A 23890-nucleotide genomic window follows, 5' to 3' on the forward strand; every position below is an offset into this window, starting at 1 on the left:
GGTGGATTGGCGAGCATTTTTGGAAAATAGCACGGAAAATTTTGGCGTGATACGCCGCCTGAGCCGCGAGGCGTGAATTATGCGGTGTTGCCCTTGGCAGGGCACAAGGGCAGCGTGATACTGCTGCCGCCCGCTCCATCCCCATTTCCCATTATCAGAAAAGGAGAAAAACAATGTCGATGTTTGTAGACGTGGCGAAGATCACCATCAAAGCAGGCAAAGGCGGCGACGGTGCTGTGAGCTTCCATCGGGAAAAGTTCGTGGCAGCCGGCGGCCCGGACGGCGGCGACGGCGGCCGTGGCGGCAACGTGGTCTTCGTGGCCGACGACAACCTGTCCACCCTGATGGATTTTCGCTATAAGCGCAAGTATGCCGCCCAGCCCGGCGAGAACGGCAGCGGCTCGCGCTGCACCGGCAAAAATGCCCCGGACCTGGTCATCAAGGTGCCCCGTGGCACCCTCATCCGTGACGCCGCCAGCGGTCTGCTGATGGCCGATATCTCCGGCGACGAGCCGGTGATCGTGGCCAAGGGCGGCAAGGGCGGCTGGGGCAACACCCATTTCGCCAGCCCCACCCGCCAGATTCCCAAGTTCGCCAAGCCTGGCCTGCCCGGCGAGGAGTATGAGGTGCGTCTGGAGCTGAAGCTGATTGCCGACGTGGGCCTGATCGGCTTCCCCAACGTGGGCAAATCCACCCTGATCAGCGTGATCAGCGCGGCCAAGCCCAAGATCGCCAACTATCATTTCACCACCCTGAGCCCGGTGCTGGGTGTGGTCAAGGTGGGCCCCGAGCAGAGTTTCGTGGCTGCCGACATCCCCGGCCTGATCGAGGGTGCCAGCGAGGGCATCGGCCTGGGCCATGACTTCCTGCGCCATGTGGAGCGCTGCCGCCTGCTGCTGCATGTGGTGGACGTTTCCGGCTGCGAGGGCCGCGACCCGGTGGAGGACTTCGAGAAGATCAACACCGAGCTGCAGAGCTTCAGCCCCGAGCTGGCCACCCGGCCCCAGATCGTGCTGGGCAACAAGTGCGACATCGCCACCGAGGAGCAGATCGAGAGCTTTAAGGCCTACGTGGAGGATAAGGGCCTGACCTTCATGCCCATCTCCGCCGCCACCAACCAGGGCCTGAAGAACCTGCCCGGCATCGTGTGGGAGCGGCTGCAGCAGCTGCCTCCGGTGCAGGTATTCGAGCCGGACTTCGTGCCCTACGCTGTCAACCCCAACGAGCGCACCTACACCATCGAGAAGACCGCCGACCACGAGTTCACCATCACCGCTCCCTGGCTGGAGCGCATCCTGGCGGGCAGCGACGTGGACGACTACGAGAGCCTGCAGTACTTCCAGCGCCAGCTGGACGAGAGCGGCATTCTGCGTGATCTGGTGGCCCAGGGCGTTGAGGAAGAGGACACCATCAAGATCGGCGAATATCAGTTCGACTATATCTTCTAAGGCACCTGAGCCGCGCCCGGCGCGGCATGAAATGAGGCAAAAACCATGTTGTTTGAAGCAAATCCGGAAGTGGATATCCGGGAGCAGTCCCCCCTGAATCTGGCCTTTGTGGGCGACGGTGTGTTCGAGCTGCTGGTGCGCCAGCGGCTGGTGGAACGCACCCGTCTGGTGCCCGGCAAGCTTCACGCGGCCTGCGTGAAGTATGTATCCGCCAAGGGGCAGAACCGGGCGCTGGCCGCCATTGAGGACCAGCTCACCGAGGCGGAGCAGGCGGTACTGCGCCGGGGCAAGAACGCCAGCAAGGCCACCGTGGCCAAGCACGCCACCCCTCAGGAGTACCGGGCATCCACCGGCTTCGAGGCGTTGTTCGGCTGGCTGTATCTCACCGGCCAGAACCAGCGCATCCAGGAGCTGTTCGATGCACTGTGGGAGGGTTACGACCCGCTGGCGGTGGAAAAGCCGGAATAAACGGCATTTCCCGGGATGCTCTGCTGTGAAAAGCGGGCGCATTGCCGGAAAACGCAAACAAAGGCTGAGACCGGCGGAACAGGAAACAGTGGTTCCGAGGGTCTCAGCCTTTTCACGCTCTGTGATTGGTTAAAAGCGTGTTTGCCGGTGTGTGTCCGGCGAGGGGAAAGCCGGTGTTACTTGCCGGTCTTCATGTTGGAAGCGCCAGTGCTCTTGCTGTTCTTGGAAGTGCTGCTGGTAGCATTGGTGCTTTCATTCTTGGCGCTGTTCTTGGCGCTGCGGCTGGTGTAGTTTTTTGCGTTACGGTTTTCCATGGTTTGTGATCTCCTTTCCGAATCCGAAGAGGGGGCGGGGGCGTTTGCCCGGCGTGTGATCTTGTCCGCCGTGCCTCTTCGCTCCTAGTGTAACCCCAAACAAGACCCATTATACAAAGGTGGTATGGCATTGCAGGCAAAATATTTTGAAGAGCGGGAGCGGGCCCTTCTGGGTGAGCGCTACGCGGAATACTACGCGGCCCCCAGCGAGGAGGCGGCCCGGGGCGTGACTGTGAACCGGCTGCGCTGTACGCCGGAGGAGTTTGTCCGGCTGGCAGGGCTGGCGCTGCGGCCCTCTCCCTTCTGCGCCGAGGGCTTCGCGGTGGAGGAGCCGGACTTCAAGCCCGGCCGCCATCCCTATCACCACGGCGGGGCCTTCTATTCCCAGGAGCCCTCGGCCAGCGCTCCGGCGGCGCTGCTGGACGTACACCCCGGCATGAAGGTGCTGGACATGTGCGCCGCGCCCGGCGGCAAGAGCAGCCAGCTGGCGGCGGCTCTGCAGGGCCAGGGCCTTCTGGTAAGCAACGAGTACAACGCAGGGCGGGCCGAGATCCTGCGCTCCAATCTGGAGCGGATGGGGGTGTCCAACGCGGTGGTGCTGAACAGCGATACAAACGCGCTGGCTAAGGCCTTCCCGGCTTTTTTTGACCGTATTCTGGTGGACGCGCCCTGCTCCGGCGAGGGCATGTTCCGCAAGGAGCCCCAGGCGCTGGCCCGGCACAACGAGGGCTTGGTGCGCCAGTGCGCCGCCATTGGCCGGGAAATTCTGGACAACGCCGCGGCTTTGCTGGCCCCCGGCGGGGTGCTGGTGTACTCCACCTGTACCTTTGCGCCGGAAGAGGATGAGGGTCAGATCGGGGAATTCCTGGCCCGTCACCCCGAATTTACGCTGGTGGATACCGGCGCGGCCTTCGGCAGCCCCGGCGAAGAAAACCGCTATGGCGAGCATCCCTTTGATGTGAGCCTGGTGCGGCGCATCTGGCCCTTCCAGGGCGGCGAGGGACACTTTATGGCAAAGCTGGTGAAGGCAGCTGAGGGGGAAAGCGCCCGGCCCTTCAAGCCGGAAAAGCCAGCCAAGCCTTGCAAGGAATGGCTGGAATTTGCCGGGAAGTATTTTCCGGCGCTGGCGGACCGGCCGCTGCTCAAGGCGGGCGAGCTGCTGCTCCTGCCGCCCGAGATGCCGCTGCCGCCTCATAAGCTGCGGGTGATGCGCTGCGGTGTGGCAGCAGGCACCGTGCAGAAGAATCGGTTTGTTCCCGCCCACCATCTGTTCACCGCCTTTGGCCACACCTGCACCAATCAGGAGCGGCTGACTCTGGACGACGAGCGCACCGCCGCCTGGCTGCGGGGCGAGGAGATCGAGGCCCGCACCGCGGAAAACGGATGGTGCTGCGTGCTGGTGGATGGCTTTTCCCTGGGCGCGGGCAAGGTGAGCGGAGGAAAGGTGAAAAACCACTACCCCAAAGCCTTGCGAAACCTGAAATAATGGGCTTCGGCAGCCCCGAGCACTTGCCAGAACAGGGCTTTTTGTGCTAAAATTATTTAGTTACCGCACATCGTTCGGGCCCAGGCTTGCGGCCCGGCATAAAATAGGAGGAAGTTTCCATGTCAGGACATAGCAAATGGAATAACATCAAGCGTAAGAAGGAAAAGACCGACGGCCAGAAGGCCAAGCTGTTCACCAAGGTTGGCCGCGAGATCGGCGTTGCCGTGCGTATGGGCGGCGCGGACCCCGCCAGCAACGGCAAGCTGCGTGACCTGATCGCCAAGGCCAAGAGCCTGAACGTGCCCAACGATAACATCCAGCGCATCATCAAGCGCGCTGAGGGCGGCGAGAAGGACAACTACGAATCCATCACCTACGAAGGCTACGGCCCCTGCGGAATCGCCATGATGGTGGAGACCCTGACCGATAACCGCAACCGCACCGCTGCCAACCTGCGCCACTACTTCGACAAGTTCGGCGGCAACCTGGGCAACATGGGCTGCGTGGGCTTCCTGTTCACCCAGAAGGGTGTGATCGTGCTGGACGGCGAGGGTCTGGACGAGGAGAAGGTCATGGAGGATTGCTTCGACGCCGGTGCCGAGGACTTCGACATGGGCGATGATGTGGTGGAAGTGACCACCGATCCCGACGCTTTCTCTGCTGTGCGTCAGGCTCTGGAAGACAAGGGCTACACCTTCATCTCCGCTGAAGTGGAAATGGTGCCCTCCACCACCTCCTCCATCACCGATGAGGACAACCAGAAGCTGATGGCCAAGCTGCTGGACGCTCTGGAGGACGACGACGACGTGCAGAACGTGTGGCACAACCTGGAGAACGAGGAGGATCTGGATCGCTGATCCAGCCCTTCGGCTCATTGCTGAAATAAGAGTCCCGGCTTTCCATGCAAAGGGGAGGCCGGGGCATTTTTATACCCCAATAGAAACGATTAGCCGTCGTGCGTCCGGACCAGACTGAAAGGACAGGACCGATGCGCCGGTTTGCTTTTTGCCGGGGGGCATGCTATAATGAGCCCATACAAATAAAACAGGAAAAATTTGTGCAATTTATCCGCCCTGCAGTCCCTGCTGTCGGGGTGTTTCATTCAATAAAGGAGGCCTCTGACCCATGGGTCAAACCATTCTCTGCCCATACTGCCTTTCCAAGGTGGACCTGGGCCGGCCGGATTGCCCCTTCTGCGGCAAAGAGCTGAACAATCTGAATCCTCCGGGCACCCTGCCCTTTGCCTCGCTGCTGGCGGGGCGGTATACCATCGGCCGCCATCAGGCCACCGATGGTGAGGGTATTCTGTACGAAGCGGTGGAAAACACCGGCGGCGTGCGGGTGAGCGTGAAGGAATATTACCCGGTGACCCTGAGTGTGGGCCGGGACGAAAACGGCCTTGTGATGCCCAAAGAGGGCAGGGAAGTGCTGTTCAAAACCACCCGCATGGATTTTGCGGATCTGTACCGCAGCATCCAGCGCATCACACCCGCCACCGGCCTTGCCGCTGTGCTGGATGTGGTGGAGGCAAACAACACCATCTATGCAGTTCTGGAACAAGTGGAGGGCGAAAGCCTGAGCCGTTATCTGGCGGAGCATACCCAGAATCTGGACCCTGCCCAGGCCCGCATCCTGCTGCAGCCCATCATGGAGGGCGTGGCGGCCATGCACAAGGCCGGTCTGGTCCATCGAGGTGTTTGCCCGGATAACATCATCTTGAGCCCGGGCGGCACGCAGGCCCGGCTGTGCGGCTATGCCACATTGGGTCTGCGCACCGCAGGCAGCGAGCTGAAAAGCCAGCTGTACGACGGTTATTCCGCTCCTGAGCAGTATTCCGCCGCGGAGTTTGAAGGCCGCTATACCGATGTGTACGGCCTTGCAGCGGTGTTCTACCGGCTGCTTACCGGCCAGGCACCGCTTCCGGCCAACCAGCGCCGTGTTACCGACAGCCTGCAGACCGCCCGCGCCCTGGAGCCGGAGGTTCCCGGCTATATCTCGGTGGTGCTCTCCGCAGCCATGCGCATGGACCCGGGCAGCCGAATCCAGAATGTGCCGGAGCTGATGGGGGCGCTTACCAGCCAGCGTGCGGCGGACAGCATCACCCCGCCCCAGCGCCAAGCGGAACGCACTCCGGTTCGGGAGCAGCATATCAGCATCAGCACCCGCACGCTGCTCACCGGCTCGCTTCTGGTGATCGCGGTGCTGTTTGCGCTGCTTATGTGGAGCATTTTGAGGTGGCAAACGCCCGCTCCTTCTCCCAGCAGTGAGGCACAACCCTCTTCCAGTCAAAGTACGCCTCAGGTGCTTACGGTGCCCAATGTGGTGGGGCTTTCCTATGAGGATGTGCAGAGCAATCTGGAATACACCGCCCAGTTCCGTTTTATTGCGGTATCGCAGGAATATAGCTCGGAATACGAAGCCGGAATCATTCTGGAGCAGTCGCCCCAGGCGGGTACGGAAACCAGTGAGGAGCGCCCGCTGATCAGCGTGGTGGTGAGCATGGGGCCGGAGCTGGTGGAGGTTCCGGATATCAAGGGCTTCACCCAGGAAGCGGCCCAGCAGGAGCTGCTGCGGGAGCACATCAAGGCCAGCTTCTCGATGATTGACAACAACGGCGAATACGCCAGCGGCTGTGTGGTTTACACAGATCCGGAAGCTGGAACCGAGATCGATGCAGGTACTACCACGGTGAATGTGTATATTGCCAAGGAACGGGATATTCCGCAGGTGCCGGACCCCACGCCGGAGCCAACGCCTGCGCCCACACCCAGTCCCACCCCTTCGCCTAGTCCGGAGCCTTCTCCCGGAACGGTTCCCGCTGGCTGAGTCAGGAAAAACAGATATAAAAGCCGCCGGCAGAGCGCTTTCTACAGAAAGCCTGCCGACGGCTTTTTTATTTAAAGCAGGTAAGAATACAAAAAAATCCCCCGCCCGAAAGGGCAGGGGATCGGTGCAACGATTAGTCGCTCACGTAGGGCATCAGAGCAACGTGACGGGCGCGCTTGATGGCGACGGTCAGTTCACGCTGATGGAACGCGCAGGTACCGGTCACGCGGCGGGGAATGATCTTCGCACGCTCGCTGACGTACTTGCGCAGACGAGCAACATCCTTGTAATCGATGTGCTCAACACGGTCTACGCAAAAGCTGCAAACCTTCTTACGGCCGCGGCGCATGGGGCGCTGGGGACGGCCTTCGGTTCTCTCAAAAGCCATGGCTTGTTACCTCCTGTTAGAATCGATTCATGTTAGAACGGAAGATCCTCGCCTTCGTCGATCACAGCAAAATCATCATTGCTGCCGGCGGAGTAAGTGGGGGCTGCCTCCATGGGAGCCTCGCGAGTGTATTCCGGGCGGGCGCTGCTGTAAGCACCGCCATTACCAGTTCCGCTGCCGCCCTTGCCGCCGGCGAAGTTCACGTTGTTCGCAACGATCTCAAACGCCTTGCGGTTGTTGCCGTTCTTATCCTGATAGCTCCGGGTCTGAATGCTGCCGTCAACGGCGATCAGGGAGCCCTTCTGGAAATACTTGCAAACGAACTCAGCGGTGGAACGCCAGGCAACGATATCAATGAAATCGGCCTGACGCTGCTCGCCCTGCCGCACAAAGCTGCGGTCCACGGCGATGGTAAAGGTGGTCACGCTAACGCCCTGGGGGGTGTGGCGCAGTTCAGGGTCAGCCACGAGCCGGCCCATCAAAGCTACAACGTTCAGCATTGAAAAATGCCTCCTTATTCAGCCTCGGCCACGATCATCGTACGCAGTACGCCGTCGGTGATCTTGTAAACGCGATCCAGCTCGGCGGGGAAAGAGGGCTCGCTGGTGAACTTAATCACGGTGTAGACGCCTTCTTCCTCGTCGTTGATGGGATAAGCCAGACGGCGCTTGCCCCAATCGTCAACAGAATCGATGGTACCATTGGCCTCGATCAGGCTCTTAAACTTGCCAACCAGAGCGGTGGAAGCCTCCTCATCGAGAGCAGCGCTGGTAACCAGCATGGTCTCATACTTTGCCATTTCTGTGCACCTCCTTTTGGACTTATGGCCCGGCAAAACCGGGCAAGGATCACTGCCCTTCGCAAGGCAGCAACTCATTATATCAAACACAGAACGTCAGTGTCAAGAGATTTTTGAAAAAATATCGTCTTTTTTACGCGTCGGCCTGATATAAGGAATCTGCTTTCTATGATACAATAAAAGTATCCAAAAGAAAAGGGAGGCTGCTGCAAATGAAGGTCAATGAACGAAAACTGATGGTGTTGCTCTATGTGGTAAGTTTTCTGCTGCTCTGGAAGTTCTATTGGGCGCTGATCGATCTGATCTGCAGCGGGCAGCAGATCGCATGGGGGAACGTGCTGTTTCTGTTTGCATTGCTTGGGGTACCGCTGCTGCTTGTGCCGGGTGCCTGGCTGGTGGGAAACGGGCTGAAAAAATTTCTGGAGCAGTAGCCTTTGTGCAGGCCTGTAATGTGAATAAGCAGAGAACGGGAGCGGGGAGAATTTCCTCGCTCCCGTTTTTTAGGGGAAGATAAACCATATATGTTGAAAACATAGACAAAATGCATTGTCGTTTTGGACAATGAGAGTGCACCGCAAGAGAAAAACTAACAACGTTTCTCCAAAAAATGGATGAGCAGGTTGACATTCATGCTTTAACTGGATAAACTTAGAAATCACTACCACGACAACTTGCGAATGCGGGCGGACATGCCGTGGGCAGACATTTGATAGAAGGGGAGAAAACGAATCATGAATACGCTTGTCATCGTGCTGATTGCGGCGGTGTGCCTGGTGTGCGCCTATGCTCTTTACGGCCGCTGGCTGGCCAAAACCTGGGGCATTGACCCCAAGGCCGAGACACCTGCTGTACGCCATAAGGACGGCAAAGACTATGTTCCCACCGACGGCTGGACCGTGTTCAGCCACCAATTTTCCTCCATTGCGGGCGCCGGCCCGGTTACCGGTGCCATCCAGGCAGCGGCCTTCGGCTGGCTGCCGGTGCTGCTTTGGATTTTGCTGGGCGGCATCTTCTTTGGTGCAGTCACCGACTTCGGCGCACTGTATGCCAGTGTGAAGAACGAGGGCCGTTCCATGGGCCTGTTGATCGAGAAATACATCGGCAAGCTGGGCCGCAAGCTGTTCCTTTTGTTCTGCTGGCTGTTCACCCTGCTGGTCATCGCGGCCTTTGCGGACATGGTGGCTGGTACCTTCAATGCCTACACAGAGCCCGGCGTGCTGGCCGAAGCCGCGCAGGTGAACGGTGCGGCTGGTACCATCAGCCTGCTGTTCATTGTGTTTGCCATGATCTTCGGCCTGCTGCAGAAAAAGTTTGCCTTCACCGGCTGGAAGGAGGGCGCGGTGGGCCTGGTATGCACCGTGGCCGCTCTGGCCCTGGGCATGGCCATGCCTCTGATCGCAGGCAAGGAAGCCTGGATCTACATCACCTTTATCTACATCTTTTTCGCGGCTGTGCTGCCCATGTGGCTGCTGAAACAGCCCCGTGACTATATGACCACCTTTATGTTTATCGGCATGATCGCCGGTGCAGTGCTGGGCCTGCTGGTGGCGCATCCCACCATGAACCTGCCGGTCTACACCGGCTTTGACAACGCCAGCCTGGGTACGCTGTTCCCGATCCTGTTTGTTACCGTGGCCTGTGGTGCGGTGTCCGGCTTCCACAGCCTGGTATCCTCCGGCACCTCCTCCAAGACCGTGAGCAACGAGAAGGATATGCTGAAGGTGGGCTACGGCGCCATGGTGCTGGAAAGCCTGCTGGCGGTGCTGGCCCTGTGCGTGGCCGGTGCAGCCGCCGCGGCGGATGGCACCCCCGCGGCCGGTACCCCCTTCCAGGTGTTCAGCAACGGCGTGGCCGGTTTCTTCCAGATGTTCGGCGTGCCCGTGTATGTGGCCCAGTGCTTCATGACCATGTGTGTGTCCGCCCTGGCGCTGACCAGTTTGGATGCGGTGGCCCGCATTGGCCGCATGAGCTTCCAGGAGCTGTTCAGCCTGGATGATATGAGCAAGGCCGAGGGCTGGCGTAAGCTGCTGTGCAACACCTACTTTGCCACCATCATCACCCTGGCAGGCGGTTTTGTGCTCACCCGTATCGGTTATTCCAACATCTGGCCTCTGTTTGGCTCCGCCAACCAGCTGCTCAGTGCACTGGTGCTGGTTACCCTGTGTGTGTTCCTGAAGGTCACCGGCCGCAGCAACAAGATGCTGTTCCCGCCGCTGGTCATCATGCTCTGCGTCACCTTCACCGCACTGGTGCAGCGTCTGATCGCTCTGATCAAGGCCTACCAGGCGGGCAGCGCCGCCTTCCTGGTGGAGGGGCTGCAGCTGATCCTGGCTGTGCTGCTCATCGCGCTGGGCCTGACCATCGTGATCAACTCGCTGCGCGCCTATGCGGCCGCCCGCAAAAACAGCGAGACCACTGCCGCCTGATTCCGGCTTTTTGATCCGGATGGAAGGATAAATACCCCAAAAGCAAGGACAAAGCGCCCGCTCCGGACAATTTCCGGGGCGGGCGCTTTTCCGTATGTATAAATAATATAGAAGAATCCCCGGCGGAGGCTGCGCGCAGTCCGGCCGGGGATTCACTGTTTTATGAACTTAGAGCATGGTGGTCAGGACCGGCCACAGGGCGAACACGGAAACCGCATAGGTGAGCGCGGTGCAGGCGACCACGCTGATCAAGGTGCCTGCCACGCTTACACCGCCTGCTTTTGCCAGCGCAGCAGTGGGGTCAGCGTTCTGGGAATTCTTCAGGATACGGCGGATGTTTGCTGCACCCCGTCGGCGGTAAAGCCAGAGAGCGAACATACCCTGCAGGAACATGAGCACGATGTTCAGTGTGCTGGATACCGCCAGCAGAATGTTCAGTGTCTGCTCAGGCATGGCAACCGCCAGAGGATGGCCTGCATAGGACATGAGCTGCAGCACAACAGGAATGCGCAGCACCGCGTTAATGGCCAGCAGCGCCAGGCCCTCGGTCCACATTTTGCGGTAGAAGAAATAGAAGGGACCAAAGAAGAAGGCGGCAAAGGAGGCGACCACCTTGCGGCCGGTTTCTTTCATGGCCTTGAAGCCGTTCAGGTAGAAGGAGGCGTTTTTGCCCAGATAGGCTGCCCAGTGGCGTGCCTTCACGCCCTCCAGCTCCTCCTCCGGGTCCACCCGCATGCCGCTGAAAACAAAGTTCGCCTGGAACGCGCCGAAGGGGTTGGAGAAGTCCGGCTCACGGGGAGCGAAGGGGTCCTCCTGACCGGAGCCGGGGCCGTACTGGGGCGGGGCCTGACCGCCGCCAAAGCTGCCATAGTCGCCGTAGGCCGGAGGCGTCTGGCCGGTGGCCGGGCCGTGTCCGTCCTGCATGCCGCGCAGGGGAGCGCCGCAGTTTTCACAGAACAGGCCGGTGGTCGGATTGGGTGCGCCGCATACCGGGCAGGCCACCTGCGGATCGGAATAGCGGGCGGAGTCTGCCCGGCCTGCTTCCGCCGCCTGGTTGGCGGCGGGGTCCGGCTTCCACTCAAAGCCGGTGCCGTGCTTGGATGCATACACGCAGCCGCCCTGCTTCTGGTAGCAGGCCCGATGGTAGGGCGCGCCGCACTCGGGGCAGACCACGATGTCGTCGGTTTCGGTGAAGGGCTGCTGGCACACAGGGCACTTGCAGCCGATGTAATTGGACATAGAAATAAACCTCCCGGATGGGAAAAATACAGGTAAACACATTTTAACGCAAATCGCTGCAAAATGCAAAACAAAAATCCCCCGGGAAGGCAGGTTTCCCCTTGCTTTTGGCAGGATTTTTCGGTATACTGTTAGCTGTATAATTTTGTATTCATGTATATTTTATAACAGAAAGGTTTTCCCATATGATCACGATCGACGAATTGAAAATGCAGATGGGCGGCCACAAGAACGCGGTGGACGAGCTGGGCGACGCCCTGGCCATCGCCGCCAGCGAGAAGCGGGTGGCCGAGCTGGAGCATAAAATGACCATGCCCGGCTTTTACGATGACACCGAGGCCAGCCAGAAGGTATTTGCCGAGATGAGCTCGCTGAAGGGCAAGCTGGAGCGATACACCAAGCTGAAGGGCCTGTATGACGATGCCGAGACCATGCTGCTGCTGTGCGAGGAAGAAAACGACCCGGACCTGATTCCTGAGGCCGAGAGCGCCGTGGAGGCGGTGGCCCATGCGGTGGACGAGCTGCAGATGATCACCCTGCTCAGCGGTGAGTACGACAAGAACAACGCCATCCTCACCTTCCACGCAGGCACCGGCGGCACCGAGGCTCAGGACTGGGCCGACATGCTGTTCCGTATGTACAACCGCTGGGGCACTGCCCACGGCTACAAGGTTTCCACTCTGGACTATCAGGACGGCGATGAGGCCGGTCTGAAGAGCGCCTCCATTCTGGTGGAGGGCCCCAACGCCTACGGTATGCTGAAGAGCGAGAACGGCGTGCACCGTCTGGTGCGCGTGTCCCCCTTCGACAGCCAGAGCCGCCGTCAGACCAGCTTTGCTTCTCTGGAGGTAATGCCCGAGATGGACGACAGCATCCAGGTGGACATCCGTCCCGAGGATGTGGAGATGCAGGTGTTCCGTTCCTCCGGCGCCGGCGGTCAGCACATCAACAAGACCTCCTCCGCGGTGCGTCTGATCCATAAGCCCACCGGCATCGTGGTGAGCTGCCAGACCGAGCGAAGCCAGTTCCAGAACCGCGACACTGCTATGAAGATGCTGGCTTCCAAGCTGTATCAGATTAAAGAGCAGGAGCATCTGGATAAGATCAGCGACATCAAGGGTGTTCAGAAGGAGATCGCCTGGGGCCATCAGATCCGCAGCTACGTCTTCATGCCCTACACCATGGTCAAGGACCACCGCACCGGCTACGAGAGCGGCAACGTGCAGGCTGTGATGGACGGCGATCTGGACGGCTTCATCAATGCCTATCTGAAGGCGGCCAGCCGGAACGAGCTGCAGGACGTATAATCCTTTTGCATACCCGGCACGGATACCAAGCAACCTAGAGGCACAGGGGATTCGCCCTGTGCCTTTTCTGTGCGCATTTTCATGGAAATATAGAATAGTGCTCCTGTTTTTCAACTGTTGTTCGGAAAACGGCTCCATTGTGCCGAAGCGAAAACCGTGGTAGCATAAAATCAGAACAAAGGACAATCGACGAGCGGCAAAAGCCGGGAAAGGGGCGAAGAAAATGGAACAGACCATGGGAAAGGTGATTCAGGCAAAACGCCGGGCCAAGGGCATGACCCAGGAGCAGTTGGCCCAGCTGGTGGGAGTGAGCAGCGCGGCGGTGAGCAAATGGGAGACGGCCAGCGCCCTGCCGGATGTGGCGCTGCTCTGTCCATTGGCCCGCGCGCTGGACTGCACGCCGGACGAGCTGCTGGACTTCAAGCCCCAGCTCACCGAGCAGGAGGTGGACGCATTGGGCGAGACCGCCGAGTGCATGTTCCAGGCGGGCAAGTGGCAGAAGGCATGGGACTTTTGCGAGGGGCGGCTGCGGGAATATCCCGGCGATCTGTATCTGGCGTTTCGCTGCGGCGGGCTGTATGCCAAGTATCTGGCAGTGAGCGGCGAGGAGGAGCAGTCCCAAAAGCAGCTGCGCCGGGCCATCCAGCTGATAGAGCGGGCCTGTGCCATCCCCGAGGAGGAAAGTCAGCGGGCGGCGCTGCTGTCGCTGGCGGGGCTGTATGTGCTGGAGGACCGGCTGGACGATGCCATGGCCACGCTGGACCGGCTGCCCGGCTGCAATCAGGACGCACAGAACATGCGGGCCTCCATCCTGCTGCGGCAGGGCAAACTGGACGAGGCCGAACAGCTGGAGACCGCGAACCTCTCCGTTCATCTGCACAACGCCCAGCTCAGCCTGCTGGGGCTTGCCAACATTGCCAAACAGCGGGACGACGAACAAAAGCAGCTGGAGCTGCTGGACCGGATCAACCGGCTGATCGAGCTGTTCCCGGCCCCGGAGGGCGGGCAGGGCATCGGCCGGGTGGCCTCGCTGCGCCGGGTGGAGCTGTATGCGGACCTTGGCCGATGGGAGGAGGCCCAGCGGGAGACCGAACGGTTTGTGGCTGACAGCATCCGGGCACCGGAGGGCGATTGCGGCGGCAGCTGCCCGGCCTGCAATAGGGGTGTGAGCAGAGCCTTTTTGATGCAGAACGCGCTGCAGATGCTCACCGAAGCCAATCTGCCTGCCCGGCTTACCGAACAACCGGCCTGGCAGAGGGCGGTGGAACGGCTGGAGCAGGCGGTACAGGATGCCCGCGCGGAGGAAAACTCCTGCCCAGCTGGAACTAAAGTTGAAAAAACAGAGTGCGATTCAAACTGCACCTCCATTGTGTAAGAAGCGAGGATGGCGCTATAATAGAATCGGAATCCATTCAGGAAGTGGGGGAAAGACCCGTGAAGGAAAAATACAACGTAACCGGCATGAGCTGCGCGGCCTGTTCAGCGGCGGTGGAGCGGGCGGTGAACAAGCTGCCCGGCGTGAAAAGTGCCCAGGTGAACCTGCTGGCCAATTCCATGCAGGTGGAGTACGACGAGACCGCGCTGGACGCCGCGGGCATCTGCAAGGCGGTGGAGCAGGCAGGCTACGGCGCAAGCCCGGCCAATGCCCCGGCGGCTGCAAAAACCGCTGGACCTCAGACCGCCGAAGAAGACCCGGTGGCCGCCGAGCTGGCCGGGATGAAGCACCGACTCATTGCTTCACTGGCGTTCCTGGCGCCACTGATGTACGTGTCCATGGGCCACATGATGGGCCTGCCGCTGCCTGCCTGGATGCACGGGCAGGCAGGTGCGGTGCCCTTTGCCCTGACTCAGCTGCTGCTGGTGCTGCCCATCCTCTATTTGAACCGCAAATTTTATCAGGTAGGCCTGAAAAGCCTGTGGCACCGCTCGCCCAACATGGACAGCCTGATCGCTCTGGGCAGCGGCGCGGCCGTGATTTACGGCGTGTTCGCCCTCTATCGCATCGGCTGGGGCCTGGGCACCGGTGACCTGGCTCTGGTGGACCGCTACCGGATGGACCTGTATTTTGAGTCCGCCGGAACGATTCTGACCCTGATTACTCTGGGCAAATATCTGGAAGCGCGGGCCAAGGGGCGCACCAGTGCCTCCATCCGGGCACTGATGGACCTTGCACCCAAGACCGCGCTGGTGCTGCGGCAGGGGCAGGAGGTGGAGATCCCGGCGGCCGAGGTGGCCGTGGGCGATACCGTGGTCATCAAGCCCGGCATGCGCATCCCGGTGGACGGCGTGGTCCTTGCCGGTCTGTCCAGCGTGGATGAAGCCGCCGTCACCGGCGAGAGCATCCCGGTGGAAAAGGGCCCCGGCGATAAGGTGATCGCCGCCTCGCTGAACAAGGCGGGCAGCTTTACCTTCCGGGCCGAAAAGGTGGGCGAGGATACCACCCTTGCCCAGATCATCGCTCTGGTGCAGGATGCCGCCGCGACCAAAGCTCCCATCGCCAAGCTGGCCGACCGGGTCAGCGGTGTCTTCGTGCCGGTGGTCATGGGCATTGCCCTGCTGGCCTTTGTGGTCTGGATGCTGCTGGGCCAGGGGCTGGAGTTCGCACTGGCTCGGGCCATTTCGGTGCTGGTCATCAGCTGCCCCTGCGCATTGGGCCTGGCCACCCCGGTGGCCATCATGGTGGGCACCGGCAAGGGTGCCCGGCTGAACATCCTTTATAAGAATGCGGAGGCGCTGGAAAACGCCCATAAGATCGACACCGTGGTGCTGGACAAGACCGGCACCATCACCGCCGGCAAGCCGGTGCTCACCGACCTGATCCCGCTGGCGGGCCAGAGCGAGGGCGAGCTGCTGGGTCTTGCCGCCAGTCTGGAAAAGCCCAGCGAGCACCCGCTGGCTGAGGCGATTCTGAGTGCGGCGGAGGGCACTGAGCTGCCAGGCCCGGAGCGCTTTGAGGCGCTGCCCGGCCGGGGCCTGCGGGCCACCCTGAGCGGCGTGGAATATCTGGCGGGTAACGCCCGGCTGATGCAGGAGTCCGGCGTAGAGATGGGCGATGCGGAAAAGCGAGCCGAGGAACTGGCCCGGCAGGGCAAGACCCCGCTGTTCTTTGCCAGCGGCAAACGGCTGCTGGGCATCGTGGCGGCGGCAGACCCCATCAAGCCCACCAGCGCGGCGGCCATCCGTCAGCTGAAGGCCATGGGCCTGACGGTGGTCATGCTCACCGGCGACAACGCCCGCACCGCCGCGGCCATCCAGAGCCGGCTGGGCATTGAACAGGTGGTGGCCGAGGTGCTGCCCCAGGATAAGGAGGCCCAGGTGCGCGCATTGCAGGCCCAGGGCCGCCGGGTGGCCATGGTGGGCGACGGCGTGAACGACGCCCCGGCTCTTGCCCGGGCGGATGTGGGCATCGCCATCGGCGCGGGCACCGATGTGGCCATCGACAGTGCCGATGTGGTGCTGATGAAGAGCGATTTGTGGGACCTGGTGAACGCGCTGCGGCTCTCCCGGGCCACCATCCGCACCATCCGGGAGAACCTGTTCTGGGCCTTCTTCTATAACAGTATCGGCATTCCGGTGGCGGCCGGTGTGTTCTATGGCCTTGGTCTGGTGCTGAACCCCATGATCGGGGCCGCCGCCATGAGCCTTTCCAGCGTGTGCGTGGTATCCAACGCGCTGCGGCTCAACTTCTTCAAAGCAAGCCGGGCGGAATCCGCCGCCCTGCCCAGTGAGGAGGCAACCCCTCATATTCCCGCGGCACAGCCGCCGAAAGGAGTTTTACACATGGAAAAGACGATTCACATTGAGGGCATGATGTGCCACCACTGCACCGCCCACGTGGAGAAAGCCCTGAACGCCATCGAGGGCGTTCAGGCCGTGGCTGATCTGGAGGGCAAGTGCGCCCGGGTGACCCTGAGCGCCGATGTGTCCAACGAGACCCTGGCCGCCGCCGTGACCGAGGCAGGCTACGAAGTGACCGGCATCGAATAAGCCCCGCAACGAACAGAAAAAGGCACGCAGCCCTTCAACCGGCTGCGTGCCTTTTTGTTCGTAGTACTATCAGAAAAATCAGTCTTCCCGGACCAGCTCGACCACGCACTCGCAATGCCTGGTGCGGGGGAACAGGTCCGCGGGCTGGGCCCGCAGCGGGCGGTAGCCCCGGTCGGCCAGATACCGACAGTCCCGGGCGGCGGTGGCCGGGTTGCAGCTTACCATTACGATGCGCCGGGGACCCATGGCGATCACCGCGTTCAGGGTCGCCGCGTCGCAGCCCTTGCGGGGCGGGTCCAGGCAGACCACATCCGGTCGCAGGCCCTCGTCCGCCAGCTTTGCAGCGGCCTTGCCTGCGTCGGCGCAGAAGAAGCGGGCATTCTCCACGCCCATGGCGGCCGCGTTGAACTTGGCGCTTTCCACCGCCTCGGGAATGATCTCCACGCCGATCAGCTCCTTGCAGTCCGCCGCCATGGAAAGCCCGATGGTGCCCATGCCGCAGTAAAGGTCCAGCAGGGTGTCGCCGGGCTGAAGCTGAGCGAACTGCCGGGCCACACCGTACAGCTGCTCGGCAGCGGGGGTGTTCACCTGATAGAAGGAGAGCGGACCCAGCCGCACCGGCACACCGCACAGGGTGTCTTCAATATAACCCGGTCCGTACAGGGAAATGTTCTCCAGACCGGTGATCACGTTGGTTTTCTGGCGGTTCACGTTCAGCACGATGCTGCGGATGGCGGGGAACTGTTCGGTAAGCGCCGTGCACAGCTCCTGCGCGTGGGGCAGCTTGCGGCCGTTCACCACCAGACAGACCAGAATCTCGCCGCTGTGCCAGCCCTTGCGCAGGAAAATATGGCGTACAAGGCCGGTGTGCTTTTCTTCCCGATAGGGGGCAATGCCGTGGGCTTCCATAAACTCGCACACAAAGGCGGCGATCTGATTCAGCTCAGCGGGCTGCAGCTTGCAGTCGGCGCAGGGCACGATGCGATGGGTGCGGCCCGCGTAGAAGCCTGCGATCACATGGCCCTCCGCATCCAGCCCCACCGGGAACTGGACTTTGTTGCGGTAGCGCTCCTCCAGCGGAGAGGACAAGATGGGCAGCACCGGGGTATCCAGCCCGCCGATGCGCCGGAAGGCATCCTCCACAAAGCTCTGCTTTGCCCGGGCCTCGGTCTCATAGTTCAGATGGCGGAAGCAGCAGCCGCCGCAGGGCTTGCATACCGGGCAATCCGGCTCGATGTGAGCGGGAGAGGGTTGCAACATCTCCTCCACAATGGCGAAGGAATAGCGGCCCAGGTCCTTCACGATGCGGGCGTTCAGCACATCACCGGGGGCGGTGGCAGGCACAAACACCGCCTTGCCCTCGTAATGGGCCACGCCGCTGCCGTCGCTGGAAAGGCTCTCGATGGTCAATGGGATGATGGAATTCTTGTGAATGGGCACAAAAACGCTCCTTTTTATTCGTCTTCAATGGTGGTGACCAGGCCGAAGGGGATGAAGAAGCGGCCGGTTTCGTCGGGCTGCAGCTCCAGGCCCTGGCCTGCAAACTGTTTGTCCAGGGCGTTCAGAGCAAGCTGTCCCGCCACCTGGGTAATCTGGTCAATGTCGTAGTAGGAGGCGGCCACGGCAACGCCGTCGTTCACCAGAGCCTGGGCCAGTTCGGGATTCTCGGCCACGGCGGCAATGCGCACCGGCGCATCGCCCTCCAGCCAGCCCAGCTGCTCAGCCAGGTCATACAGGAACCGGGCATCCCCGGCGGTGGTGCACAAAAGCAGCTCGGGTTTTTGCTGCCCGGCCAGCGCCTCAGCGGTGAAGGGCAGGGGGTCGTCGTTCTCGTCCAGGTATTCCAGCAGGTTGGAATAGACCCCATAATGCTCGCATTCCTGCAAAGCATAGTAGCTCAGCGCCTGGTGATAGGGGCCGATGTCGCTGAGATAAAGGCTGTACTGCAGCAGCAGGTCGCCGTTTGCATCCGCAATGGTACCATCACGGAAGCCCATGGCCATCTCCTCGCCCAGCAGCTCGCCGCCCAGTGCGGGATTGCTGCCCACATACCACAGCTTGTCGTAGTCCTCCATCTCCTGCAGCTGAGGGCTGCGGCCGACCACCACCAGCGGTACACTGTGGCGGCGGGCAAGGCGCAGCAGCGCCGGGTCCAGAATGTCCTCGTCCTCGCTTACGATCAGCACCTGCGCGCCCTGCTCGATCAGCTCCCGGGCGGCGGGCTCATAGCCGGCGGATTCATCCCCCAGAAGAAAACGAACTCCGTTTTCCGCAAAGCGATCCTCCAGCGCGTCCAGGTCCACGTAGGGCAGCTCCTTGGGCGAGTGCAGATAACCGATGGCGGGCTGGGGGTCAAAATAACCCACACTGAACAGGTACAGAAGAATGCACAGCCCCAGGGCGGCGCAGACGGCAAACAGCTTGGCAAGGATAAGCGCGATTCGTTTCATTGGCAGGTCTCCTGAAAAGGTCAAGACTTTTCGATGCTGCTCAGATAGCGGCTGGGCGGCACACCCTTGGTCTTTTTAAAGACCCGGGAAAAATAGAACTGGTCGAAAAAGCCCACGGAAACGGCGATCTCGGCGATGGAAAGCTTGGAATCCCGCAGAAGATTGCAGGCCTCGCCGATGCGGTAGTTGGTTAAGTAATCGATGGGGCTCTGGCCCACATTGCTCATGAACACCCGGTACAGGTGGCTGCGGCTCACGCCCACCGCCTTGGCAATGTCGTCGATGCTGATGTCGTGGGAATAATTGAACTGGATGAACTTGATGGCCCCGTGCACATACTGGGAGCTGGTGTTGCTCACCCGGGGGTCGCATTCGTGGGCCTGCTTCATCAGGCAGGACAAAAACAGATACAGATGGCCCACCATGGCGGCCTCGTGGTGGGATTCCGGGCCACGGCAGTCGTAGATGGAGCGCAAAGCCTGCTTCAGAGATTCCGATTCCCCGCAATGATACACCGGGGACTGATCGGTGAAGGGGGTCTGCTGTACCAGCTTGTTGGCAAACGCACCGTTGAAGCCCACCCAGTAGTATTCCCAGGGATCGTTGGCATCGGCACAGTAGCTCACCAGCTGGTTGGGCTTGACCAGAAACAGGTCACCGGGGCCAAGGGTAAAGCTGCGGCCGTTCACGGTGTACTGGCCGTGGCCGCTCACCACCAGATGGATCAGATAATGGTCCCGCACGCCGGGACCCCAGGTGTGTGAGGGCGCACAGGACTGCAGCCCGCAGTTGAAGATGGACAGCTCCACATTGTCTGTGTAGTGCTGTTTAAAGGATTGTTTATAGGTTTCCGCCATAACGAGGGCACCTCCGCAAGGTATCAAAAAGAAAAAGGCGGCAGCCGGGGGGACACGCGGGGAAAGGCGCGGCCGATAAGCCGGTTCAGACGGATGCTTTTCCGGCGGGCTTCCGCATTGATACCCAGTATAACAGAAAATTCAACAAAAGTCCATAAAAAATGCCGCACCCCTGAAAAACAGGGGCACGGCATGAAAGATTGGTGCAAAAAACAGGGGGATCAGCCCACCGGCAGGACCTCAACGATCTTGAGCACCACGCTGGCTTCACTTACGGATTCGTTGGCCTCCTGCAGCTGTGCCAGGACCTCGGCGTCCTCCTCCAGCTCCAGCTTGACCACGGCACCGGAGTGACGGCCAGCCTTTTCCTCAGCGGTGGGGTCGGCAATGTCGTAGCTCATAATGGCGGTCTTCTCCCGCAGCACGTTGGCCTTGGTGGCGTTGTCGGCCCAGTTGAAGAAGATGTGGCTGTCATCGGCCACGCCGGGCACAACGATGGCAATGTTGGGGGTGCCGTCTGCGTTCACGGTGGACACATTGCACAGGCCTTTGAACTGACCAATGGCCTCCAGCAGAGCGGCCTGATCCAGGTTGGTGTACAGGCCGGTGGTGGCGCTGGCGGTAGCGGCGGCATCGGCGGAAACCGAGGTCTCGCTGGCAGCGGTTTCACTGGAGGCGCCCTCGGAAGAAGTGGTCTCGTTGGCAGCCTCACTGGTGGAAGTGCTGGTGGAGGTGGTGGAAGAAGTGGTCGCGGTGGAGCTGCTGCTCTGGCCGCAGGCGCAGAGGTTGAAGACCAGAGTCAGGGTGAGCAGTGCAATGGCAAGTTTTTTCATGGTGATACAGAATTCTCCTTTTTTATTAAATCCGTTAAATGGATTACAGGCTGTTGGCCGCGTCGTAGGCAGTGCGGATGGCATTGGAGATATCCGCAGCGCGCTCGCCGCAGTCGCCCACGGCGATCACCGGGATACCGGCAGCCTTCAGGGGCTCGGCGTCAAAGGCCACCGGGCGGGCGCCCACGGCCAGAACCACGTAGTCGCAGGGGATGGTCACAGTGTTGCCGTCCTTGTCCTCGCACAGGATGTGGTCCAGGGCGATCTGGCTGACCTTGTGGTTTACATACTGCTCCACGCCGTAGCGGGCGTAGTTTTCCATCAGAGTGGGCAGGATGGTGTTGCTCTCGCCGCTGGCGATCTTGTCCATCATCTCCACAACGCTTACCTTGCAGCCACGCTCGGCCAGGTACTCGGCGGTCTCACAGCCTACCATGCCGCCGCCGATCACGGCCACCTTGCCGTAAACCTGCTGGGCGCCGGCCAGAACCTGCCAGGCATCGCATACGTTGGTGTTCTCCTTGCCGGGAATGGAAGGAGCAAAGCTGGAGGCACCCACAGCCAGAATTACAGCGTCCGGCTTTTCGGCCAGCACGTCCTCGGCGGTGACGGCCTTGCCCATGCGCAGGGTCACACCGGCGCTGGTGACCTGGTGAACCAGGTTGGCGGTGGCGCGGCGCATCTCCTCCTTGCGGGGAGGTACGCAGGCGATGTTCAGCTGGCCGCCCAGCTGTGCGCTCTTTTCGAACAGAACCACATCGTGACCCTTGGCAGCGGCCACACGGGCAGCCTCCATGCCGGCCACGCCGCCGCCGATCACGGCAACCTTCTTCTTGGTCTGGGCGGGGGTGATGGAGCGGGTCAGCTCGTAGCCGTTTTCGGCGTTCAGCACGCAGGACAGGAAGCTGCGGTTCTGGATGTTGTCGGTGCAGCCCTTGTTGCAGGAGATGCAGCGGCGGATGTCGCAGCCCTTACCGGCCTCCAGCTTGACCACCCAGTCGGGGTCGCACAGCAGAGGACGGCCCAGCGCAACGATGTCGGCCTTGCCGCTGTCCAGTGCGCGCTCGGCCATCTCGGGATCAATGATGCGGCCCACGCAGCTCACGGGAACGTTCACGGCCTGCTTCACCTGACCGGCGATGTCCACAAAGAAGCCGTAGGGCTGCACGCCCATGGGAGGAATGGTGTCGGCCATGTTGCCGGTGTGGTTGGCCTGGGCCACGTGCAGCATGTCCACACCGGCCTCCTCCAGCAGCTTGGCAAAGTCCACGGCCTCGGCCAGGGGGATACCGCCCTTGCCGCGCTCGGGAGTGATGACAGAGAACTTGTAGTCAATGCCCATGCCCGGAACCGCCTGACGCAGCGCCTTTACCAGCATTACGGCAAAGCGGGTGCGGTTCTCAAAGCTGCCGCCGAACTTGTCGGTGCGGCGGTTCATCAGGGGGCTGCACAGGCAGCCCACCAGCCGGTCACCATGGACCTGCACGAAGTCGATGCCGGCCTTTTCGGCGCGAACAGCGCAGTCGCACATCTTCTGGATGATGTCCATCAGCTGCTCTTCGGTCACGTCGGTCACGTAATGCTCCATGTCATGGTGCATCTTCTGGCGCACGCCCATCATGTCCTTCTTCTGGAACAGCTCGATCAAGGCGTTCACGTCGTACTCCGGGTGGAAGATCTGCACGCCGATCTTGGCGCCGTAGGCGTGCACACTGTCCGCCAGGTCCTTGAAGCCGGCGATCTGGCCGTCGTGGAACAGGCGGGGAGTGGGGGAGAAGGAGGCCACGGGGCTCACGTCACCCAGTACGATGTAGGAAACGCCGCCCTTGGCCAGGCGGGTGTAGAAGGCTTTGCTCTGTTCGGTGATGCTGCCGTCACGGCCTTCGTAGCCGGTGGTCAGCGGGGGGAACATGATGCGGTTTTTCAGGGTGATGTTGCCAACCTTGATGGGGGTGAGCAGTTCCATGATGCGATCTCCTTTCCGATCTCAAAAAGCAGCGGCGCGGGACTTCATCCCGCTTTCTAAGGCCATTATAAGCCCGGGGATTGTTAAAAATATATCTCGTTTCTTGATGTGAATTAGGCAAAACTTGATGAAAAAGCGCGCTTTTGATAAAATAAACAAAAGGATTGGGAGAAAAACTGGAGGGAATTTCCATGGAGGAGAGGTATCGGCTGAAGCAGTGGCCGCTGGAGAAAGGCGACGAAAAAGAGCTGGATGCACAAAGCGGCCAGCTGATCGTTCTGGTGAACAGCGGCAGTGGTCAGCTGCAATGGTCCGGCCGAAAAGCGGTCCTGGAGCCAGACAGCATCGCCCTGCTGCGGCCGGGTGCCACAGCCCGGGCCCGTGCGGGTGAGCGGGGGCTGGAGCTCTGGCAGCTTCGGCTGCAGCAGGGCCTTTTGGAGGAGATCTCCTGCCCGGGCTGCGATCTGGAAGCCTGCTTTTCGGTGGTACCTTTCCGGTGCGCTGTGGTCCGGCTGAATACCCAGAATGCCACCCTGCTGCGACGTCTGTATTCCATGCTGCAAAAGGAGACCGAACAGCCGGGGGCACTGGCCGGTGGGGTCTATCGCCGGGGGCTGGTGGAGCTTCTGGTGGCCGGAGTGCTGCGCTGCTGTGTGAACGAGGAGCGCAAGACCGCCCTGGTGGGACGCAAGCGGCTGGTGGTGGATGAGGTGTTCGCTTATATCAACGCTCATCTGGCTGAGCCGCTGCAGCTGAAGGACCTGGCCGCTCATTTTTATGTGAGCCCGGAACATCTGGCCCGCCAGTTCAAGCAGCGCACCGGTCAGACCCTGCATCAATACATCATAAAAGCCCGGCTGAGCCGCTGCCGGGAGCTGCTGTGCAACGGAGTGCCGCTGTCGGCCATCTGGATGCAGTGCGGCTTTTCCGGCTACAGTGCCATGCTGCGCAGCTTTAAGCAGGAGTTTGGTGTGACCCCGGCGGAATATTACCGCCAGTGCTGCCAGCGCGCCCGGGAATACCCGGAGGAAGCCCTGCCGGAAACAAAGAAAAACGATACATAACAAAAATCCCCCGCGCAGACCACATCGGCTGC

General features: G+C 61.0%; 21 protein-coding genes. 11 read left to right on the forward strand and 10 right to left on the reverse strand.

Going from position 1 to position 23890, the window contains the following annotated elements:
- The first annotated feature begins 179 nt into the window (after window positions 1–179).
- Together obgE and B5F28_RS06980 are read left to right on the forward strand one after the other, a co-directional pair.
- Entirely contained in the window at window positions 180–1448 is a 1269-nt protein-coding gene (gene obgE / locus B5F28_RS06975) for a GTPase ObgE (protein WP_087294667.1), read from the forward strand.
- 45 nt (window positions 1449–1493) lie between these two features.
- Window positions 1494–1916, forward strand: a complete 423-nt coding sequence (locus tag B5F28_RS06980) for a Mini-ribonuclease 3 (RefSeq protein ID WP_087294669.1) — start codon at window positions 1494–1496, stop codon at window positions 1914–1916.
- 176 nt (window positions 1917–2092) lie between these two features.
- Here the strand turns inward: B5F28_RS06980 and B5F28_RS14710 are convergent, their stop codons facing one another.
- Entirely contained in the window at window positions 2093–2230 is a 138-nt protein-coding gene (locus tag B5F28_RS14710; RefSeq protein WP_158097542.1) for a hypothetical protein, read from the reverse strand.
- Between the two features lie 124 nt (window positions 2231–2354).
- On the opposite strand from B5F28_RS14710, the gene B5F28_RS06985 reads away from it, so the two are divergent.
- The 3 genes from B5F28_RS06985 to B5F28_RS06995 all read left to right on the forward strand — a co-directional run bounded on the left by B5F28_RS06985 (window position 2355) and on the right by B5F28_RS06995 (window position 6542).
- Window positions 2355–3716, forward strand: coding sequence for an RsmB/NOP family class I SAM-dependent RNA methyltransferase (locus B5F28_RS06985; RefSeq protein WP_247643428.1), 1362 nt, complete (start codon window positions 2355–2357; stop codon window positions 3714–3716).
- A gap of 119 nt (window positions 3717–3835) precedes the next feature.
- Window positions 3836–4573 carry a YebC/PmpR family DNA-binding transcriptional regulator gene (locus tag B5F28_RS06990; protein ID WP_087294673.1) on the forward strand — a complete coding sequence of 246 codons (738 nt, stop codon included), beginning with the start codon at window positions 3836–3838 and terminating at the stop codon, window positions 4571–4573.
- 268 nt (window positions 4574–4841) lie between these two features.
- Complete coding sequence (locus B5F28_RS06995) at window positions 4842–6542, forward strand: PASTA domain-containing protein (RefSeq protein ID WP_087294675.1); 1701 nt, start codon at window positions 4842–4844, stop codon at window positions 6540–6542.
- Window positions 6543–6675: 133 nt separating this feature from the next.
- Here the strand turns inward: B5F28_RS06995 and rpsR are convergent, their stop codons facing one another.
- From rpsR to rpsF, 3 genes are read right to left on the reverse strand one after another with little or no spacing between them, the layout of a single operon-like run.
- A complete protein-coding gene (gene rpsR / locus B5F28_RS07000; protein WP_187120513.1) occupies window positions 6676–6930 on the reverse strand; it encodes a 30S ribosomal protein S18 in 255 nt (84 codons plus the stop codon).
- Between the two features lie 32 nt (window positions 6931–6962).
- Window positions 6963–7430 (reverse strand): single-stranded DNA-binding protein, encoded by a 468-nt coding sequence (locus B5F28_RS07005; protein ID WP_087294677.1) that lies wholly within the window; start codon window positions 7428–7430, stop codon window positions 6963–6965.
- A gap of 14 nt (window positions 7431–7444) precedes the next feature.
- On the reverse strand, window positions 7445–7729 hold the full coding sequence (rpsF, locus tag B5F28_RS07010; RefSeq protein ID WP_058966576.1) for a 30S ribosomal protein S6: 285 nt from the start codon (window positions 7727–7729) through the stop codon (window positions 7445–7447).
- Window positions 7730–7941: 212 nt separating this feature from the next.
- On the opposite strand from rpsF, the gene B5F28_RS07015 reads away from it, so the two are divergent.
- Together B5F28_RS07015 and B5F28_RS07020 are read left to right on the forward strand one after the other, a co-directional pair.
- On the forward strand, window positions 7942–8160 hold the full coding sequence (locus tag B5F28_RS07015; protein ID WP_087294679.1) for a hypothetical protein: 219 nt from the start codon (window positions 7942–7944) through the stop codon (window positions 8158–8160).
- 300 nt (window positions 8161–8460) lie between these two features.
- Window positions 8461–10155: a carbon starvation CstA family protein gene (locus tag B5F28_RS07020; protein WP_087294681.1), complete on the forward strand. Its 1695-nt coding sequence runs from the start codon at window positions 8461–8463 to the stop codon at window positions 10153–10155.
- A gap of 168 nt (window positions 10156–10323) precedes the next feature.
- On the opposite strand, the gene B5F28_RS07025 is transcribed toward B5F28_RS07020, so the two are convergent.
- Window positions 10324–11394, reverse strand: coding sequence for an RING finger protein (locus B5F28_RS07025; RefSeq protein WP_158097543.1), 1071 nt, complete (start codon window positions 11392–11394; stop codon window positions 10324–10326).
- A 185-nt stretch (window positions 11395–11579) separates the two neighbouring features.
- Between B5F28_RS07025 and prfB the strand changes: the two genes are divergently transcribed.
- The 3 genes from prfB to B5F28_RS07040 all read left to right on the forward strand — a co-directional run bounded on the left by prfB (window position 11580) and on the right by B5F28_RS07040 (window position 16688).
- Entirely contained in the window at window positions 11580–12701 is a 1122-nt protein-coding gene (gene prfB / locus B5F28_RS07030; protein WP_087294685.1) for a peptide chain release factor 2, read from the forward strand.
- A gap of 223 nt (window positions 12702–12924) precedes the next feature.
- On the forward strand, window positions 12925–14076 hold the full coding sequence (locus B5F28_RS07035; protein ID WP_087294687.1) for a helix-turn-helix domain-containing protein: 1152 nt from the start codon (window positions 12925–12927) through the stop codon (window positions 14074–14076).
- Window positions 14077–14135: 59 nt separating this feature from the next.
- Window positions 14136–16688 carry a heavy metal translocating P-type ATPase gene (locus tag B5F28_RS07040; protein ID WP_087294690.1) on the forward strand — a complete coding sequence of 851 codons (2553 nt, stop codon included), beginning with the start codon at window positions 14136–14138 and terminating at the stop codon, window positions 16686–16688.
- 78 nt (window positions 16689–16766) lie between these two features.
- Here B5F28_RS07040 and rlmD read toward each other — a convergent pair whose 3' ends face one another.
- The 5 genes from rlmD to bilR all read right to left on the reverse strand — a co-directional run bounded on the left by rlmD (window position 16767) and on the right by bilR (window position 22794).
- On the reverse strand, window positions 16767–18128 hold the full coding sequence (gene rlmD, locus B5F28_RS07045) for a 23S rRNA (uracil(1939)-C(5))-methyltransferase RlmD (RefSeq protein WP_087294692.1): 1362 nt from the start codon (window positions 18126–18128) through the stop codon (window positions 16767–16769).
- Window positions 18129–18142: 14 nt separating this feature from the next.
- Window positions 18143–19138, reverse strand: a complete 996-nt coding sequence (locus tag B5F28_RS07050) for a LacI family DNA-binding transcriptional regulator (protein ID WP_087294695.1) — start codon at window positions 19136–19138, stop codon at window positions 18143–18145.
- 20 nt (window positions 19139–19158) lie between these two features.
- Window positions 19159–19995, reverse strand: coding sequence for an AraC family transcriptional regulator (locus B5F28_RS07055; protein ID WP_087294698.1), 837 nt, complete (start codon window positions 19993–19995; stop codon window positions 19159–19161).
- A 221-nt stretch (window positions 19996–20216) separates the two neighbouring features.
- Window positions 20217–20828 carry a hypothetical protein gene (locus tag B5F28_RS07060; RefSeq protein WP_087294701.1) on the reverse strand — a complete coding sequence of 204 codons (612 nt, stop codon included), beginning with the start codon at window positions 20826–20828 and terminating at the stop codon, window positions 20217–20219.
- 43 nt (window positions 20829–20871) lie between these two features.
- Entirely contained in the window at window positions 20872–22794 is a 1923-nt protein-coding gene (gene bilR, locus B5F28_RS07065) for a bilirubin reductase, long form (RefSeq protein ID WP_087294703.1), read from the reverse strand.
- A gap of 191 nt (window positions 22795–22985) precedes the next feature.
- On the opposite strand from bilR, the gene B5F28_RS07070 reads away from it, so the two are divergent.
- Entirely contained in the window at window positions 22986–23858 is an 873-nt protein-coding gene (locus B5F28_RS07070; RefSeq protein WP_087294705.1) for an AraC family transcriptional regulator, read from the forward strand.
- Window positions 23859–23890: the final 32 nt, after the last annotated feature.

This window comes from Gemmiger sp. An194 (assembly GCF_002160145.1).
GTDB lineage: Bacteria > Bacillota > Clostridia > Oscillospirales > Ruminococcaceae > Allofournierella.

What these genes read in the sequence shown, in the direction of transcription:
- B5F28_RS07025 (WP_158097543.1), bottom strand. Translation starts at nt 11,394, where the DNA reads ATGTCCAATTACATCGGCTGCAAGTGCCCTGTGTGCCAGCAGCCCTTC.
- bilR (WP_087294703.1), bottom strand. Translation starts at nt 22,794, where the DNA reads ATGGAACTGCTCACCCCCATCAAGGTTGGCAACATCACCCTGAAAAAC.
- B5F28_RS14710 (WP_158097542.1), bottom strand. Translation starts at nt 2,230, where the DNA reads ATGGAAAACCGTAACGCAAAAAACTACACCAGCCGCAGCGCCAAGAAC.
- B5F28_RS07005 (WP_087294677.1), bottom strand. Translation starts at nt 7,430, where the DNA reads ATGCTGAACGTTGTAGCTTTGATGGGCCGGCTCGTGGCTGACCCTGAA.
- B5F28_RS07020 (WP_087294681.1), top strand. Translation starts at nt 8,461, where the DNA reads ATGAATACGCTTGTCATCGTGCTGATTGCGGCGGTGTGCCTGGTGTGC.
- B5F28_RS07060 (WP_087294701.1), bottom strand. Translation starts at nt 20,828, where the DNA reads ATGAAAAAACTTGCCATTGCACTGCTCACCCTGACTCTGGTCTTCAAC.
- rpsF (WP_058966576.1), bottom strand. Translation starts at nt 7,729, where the DNA reads ATGGCAAAGTATGAGACCATGCTGGTTACCAGCGCTGCTCTCGATGAG.
- B5F28_RS06995 (WP_087294675.1), top strand. Translation starts at nt 4,842, where the DNA reads ATGGGTCAAACCATTCTCTGCCCATACTGCCTTTCCAAGGTGGACCTG.
- B5F28_RS07050 (WP_087294695.1), bottom strand. Translation starts at nt 19,138, where the DNA reads ATGAAACGAATCGCGCTTATCCTTGCCAAGCTGTTTGCCGTCTGCGCC.
- B5F28_RS06990 (WP_087294673.1), top strand. Translation starts at nt 3,836, where the DNA reads ATGTCAGGACATAGCAAATGGAATAACATCAAGCGTAAGAAGGAAAAG.
- rpsR (WP_187120513.1), bottom strand. Translation starts at nt 6,930, where the DNA reads ATGGCTTTTGAGAGAACCGAAGGCCGTCCCCAGCGCCCCATGCGCCGC.
- B5F28_RS07055 (WP_087294698.1), bottom strand. Translation starts at nt 19,995, where the DNA reads ATGGCGGAAACCTATAAACAATCCTTTAAACAGCACTACACAGACAAT.
- B5F28_RS07015 (WP_087294679.1), top strand. Translation starts at nt 7,942, where the DNA reads ATGAAGGTCAATGAACGAAAACTGATGGTGTTGCTCTATGTGGTAAGT.
- B5F28_RS06985 (WP_247643428.1), top strand. Translation starts at nt 2,355, where the DNA reads ATGGCATTGCAGGCAAAATATTTTGAAGAGCGGGAGCGGGCCCTTCTG.
- B5F28_RS07035 (WP_087294687.1), top strand. Translation starts at nt 12,925, where the DNA reads ATGGAACAGACCATGGGAAAGGTGATTCAGGCAAAACGCCGGGCCAAG.
- prfB (WP_087294685.1), top strand. Translation starts at nt 11,580, where the DNA reads ATGATCACGATCGACGAATTGAAAATGCAGATGGGCGGCCACAAGAAC.
- obgE (WP_087294667.1), top strand. Translation starts at nt 180, where the DNA reads ATGTTTGTAGACGTGGCGAAGATCACCATCAAAGCAGGCAAAGGCGGC.
- B5F28_RS06980 (WP_087294669.1), top strand. Translation starts at nt 1,494, where the DNA reads ATGTTGTTTGAAGCAAATCCGGAAGTGGATATCCGGGAGCAGTCCCCC.
- B5F28_RS07070 (WP_087294705.1), top strand. Translation starts at nt 22,986, where the DNA reads ATGGAGGAGAGGTATCGGCTGAAGCAGTGGCCGCTGGAGAAAGGCGAC.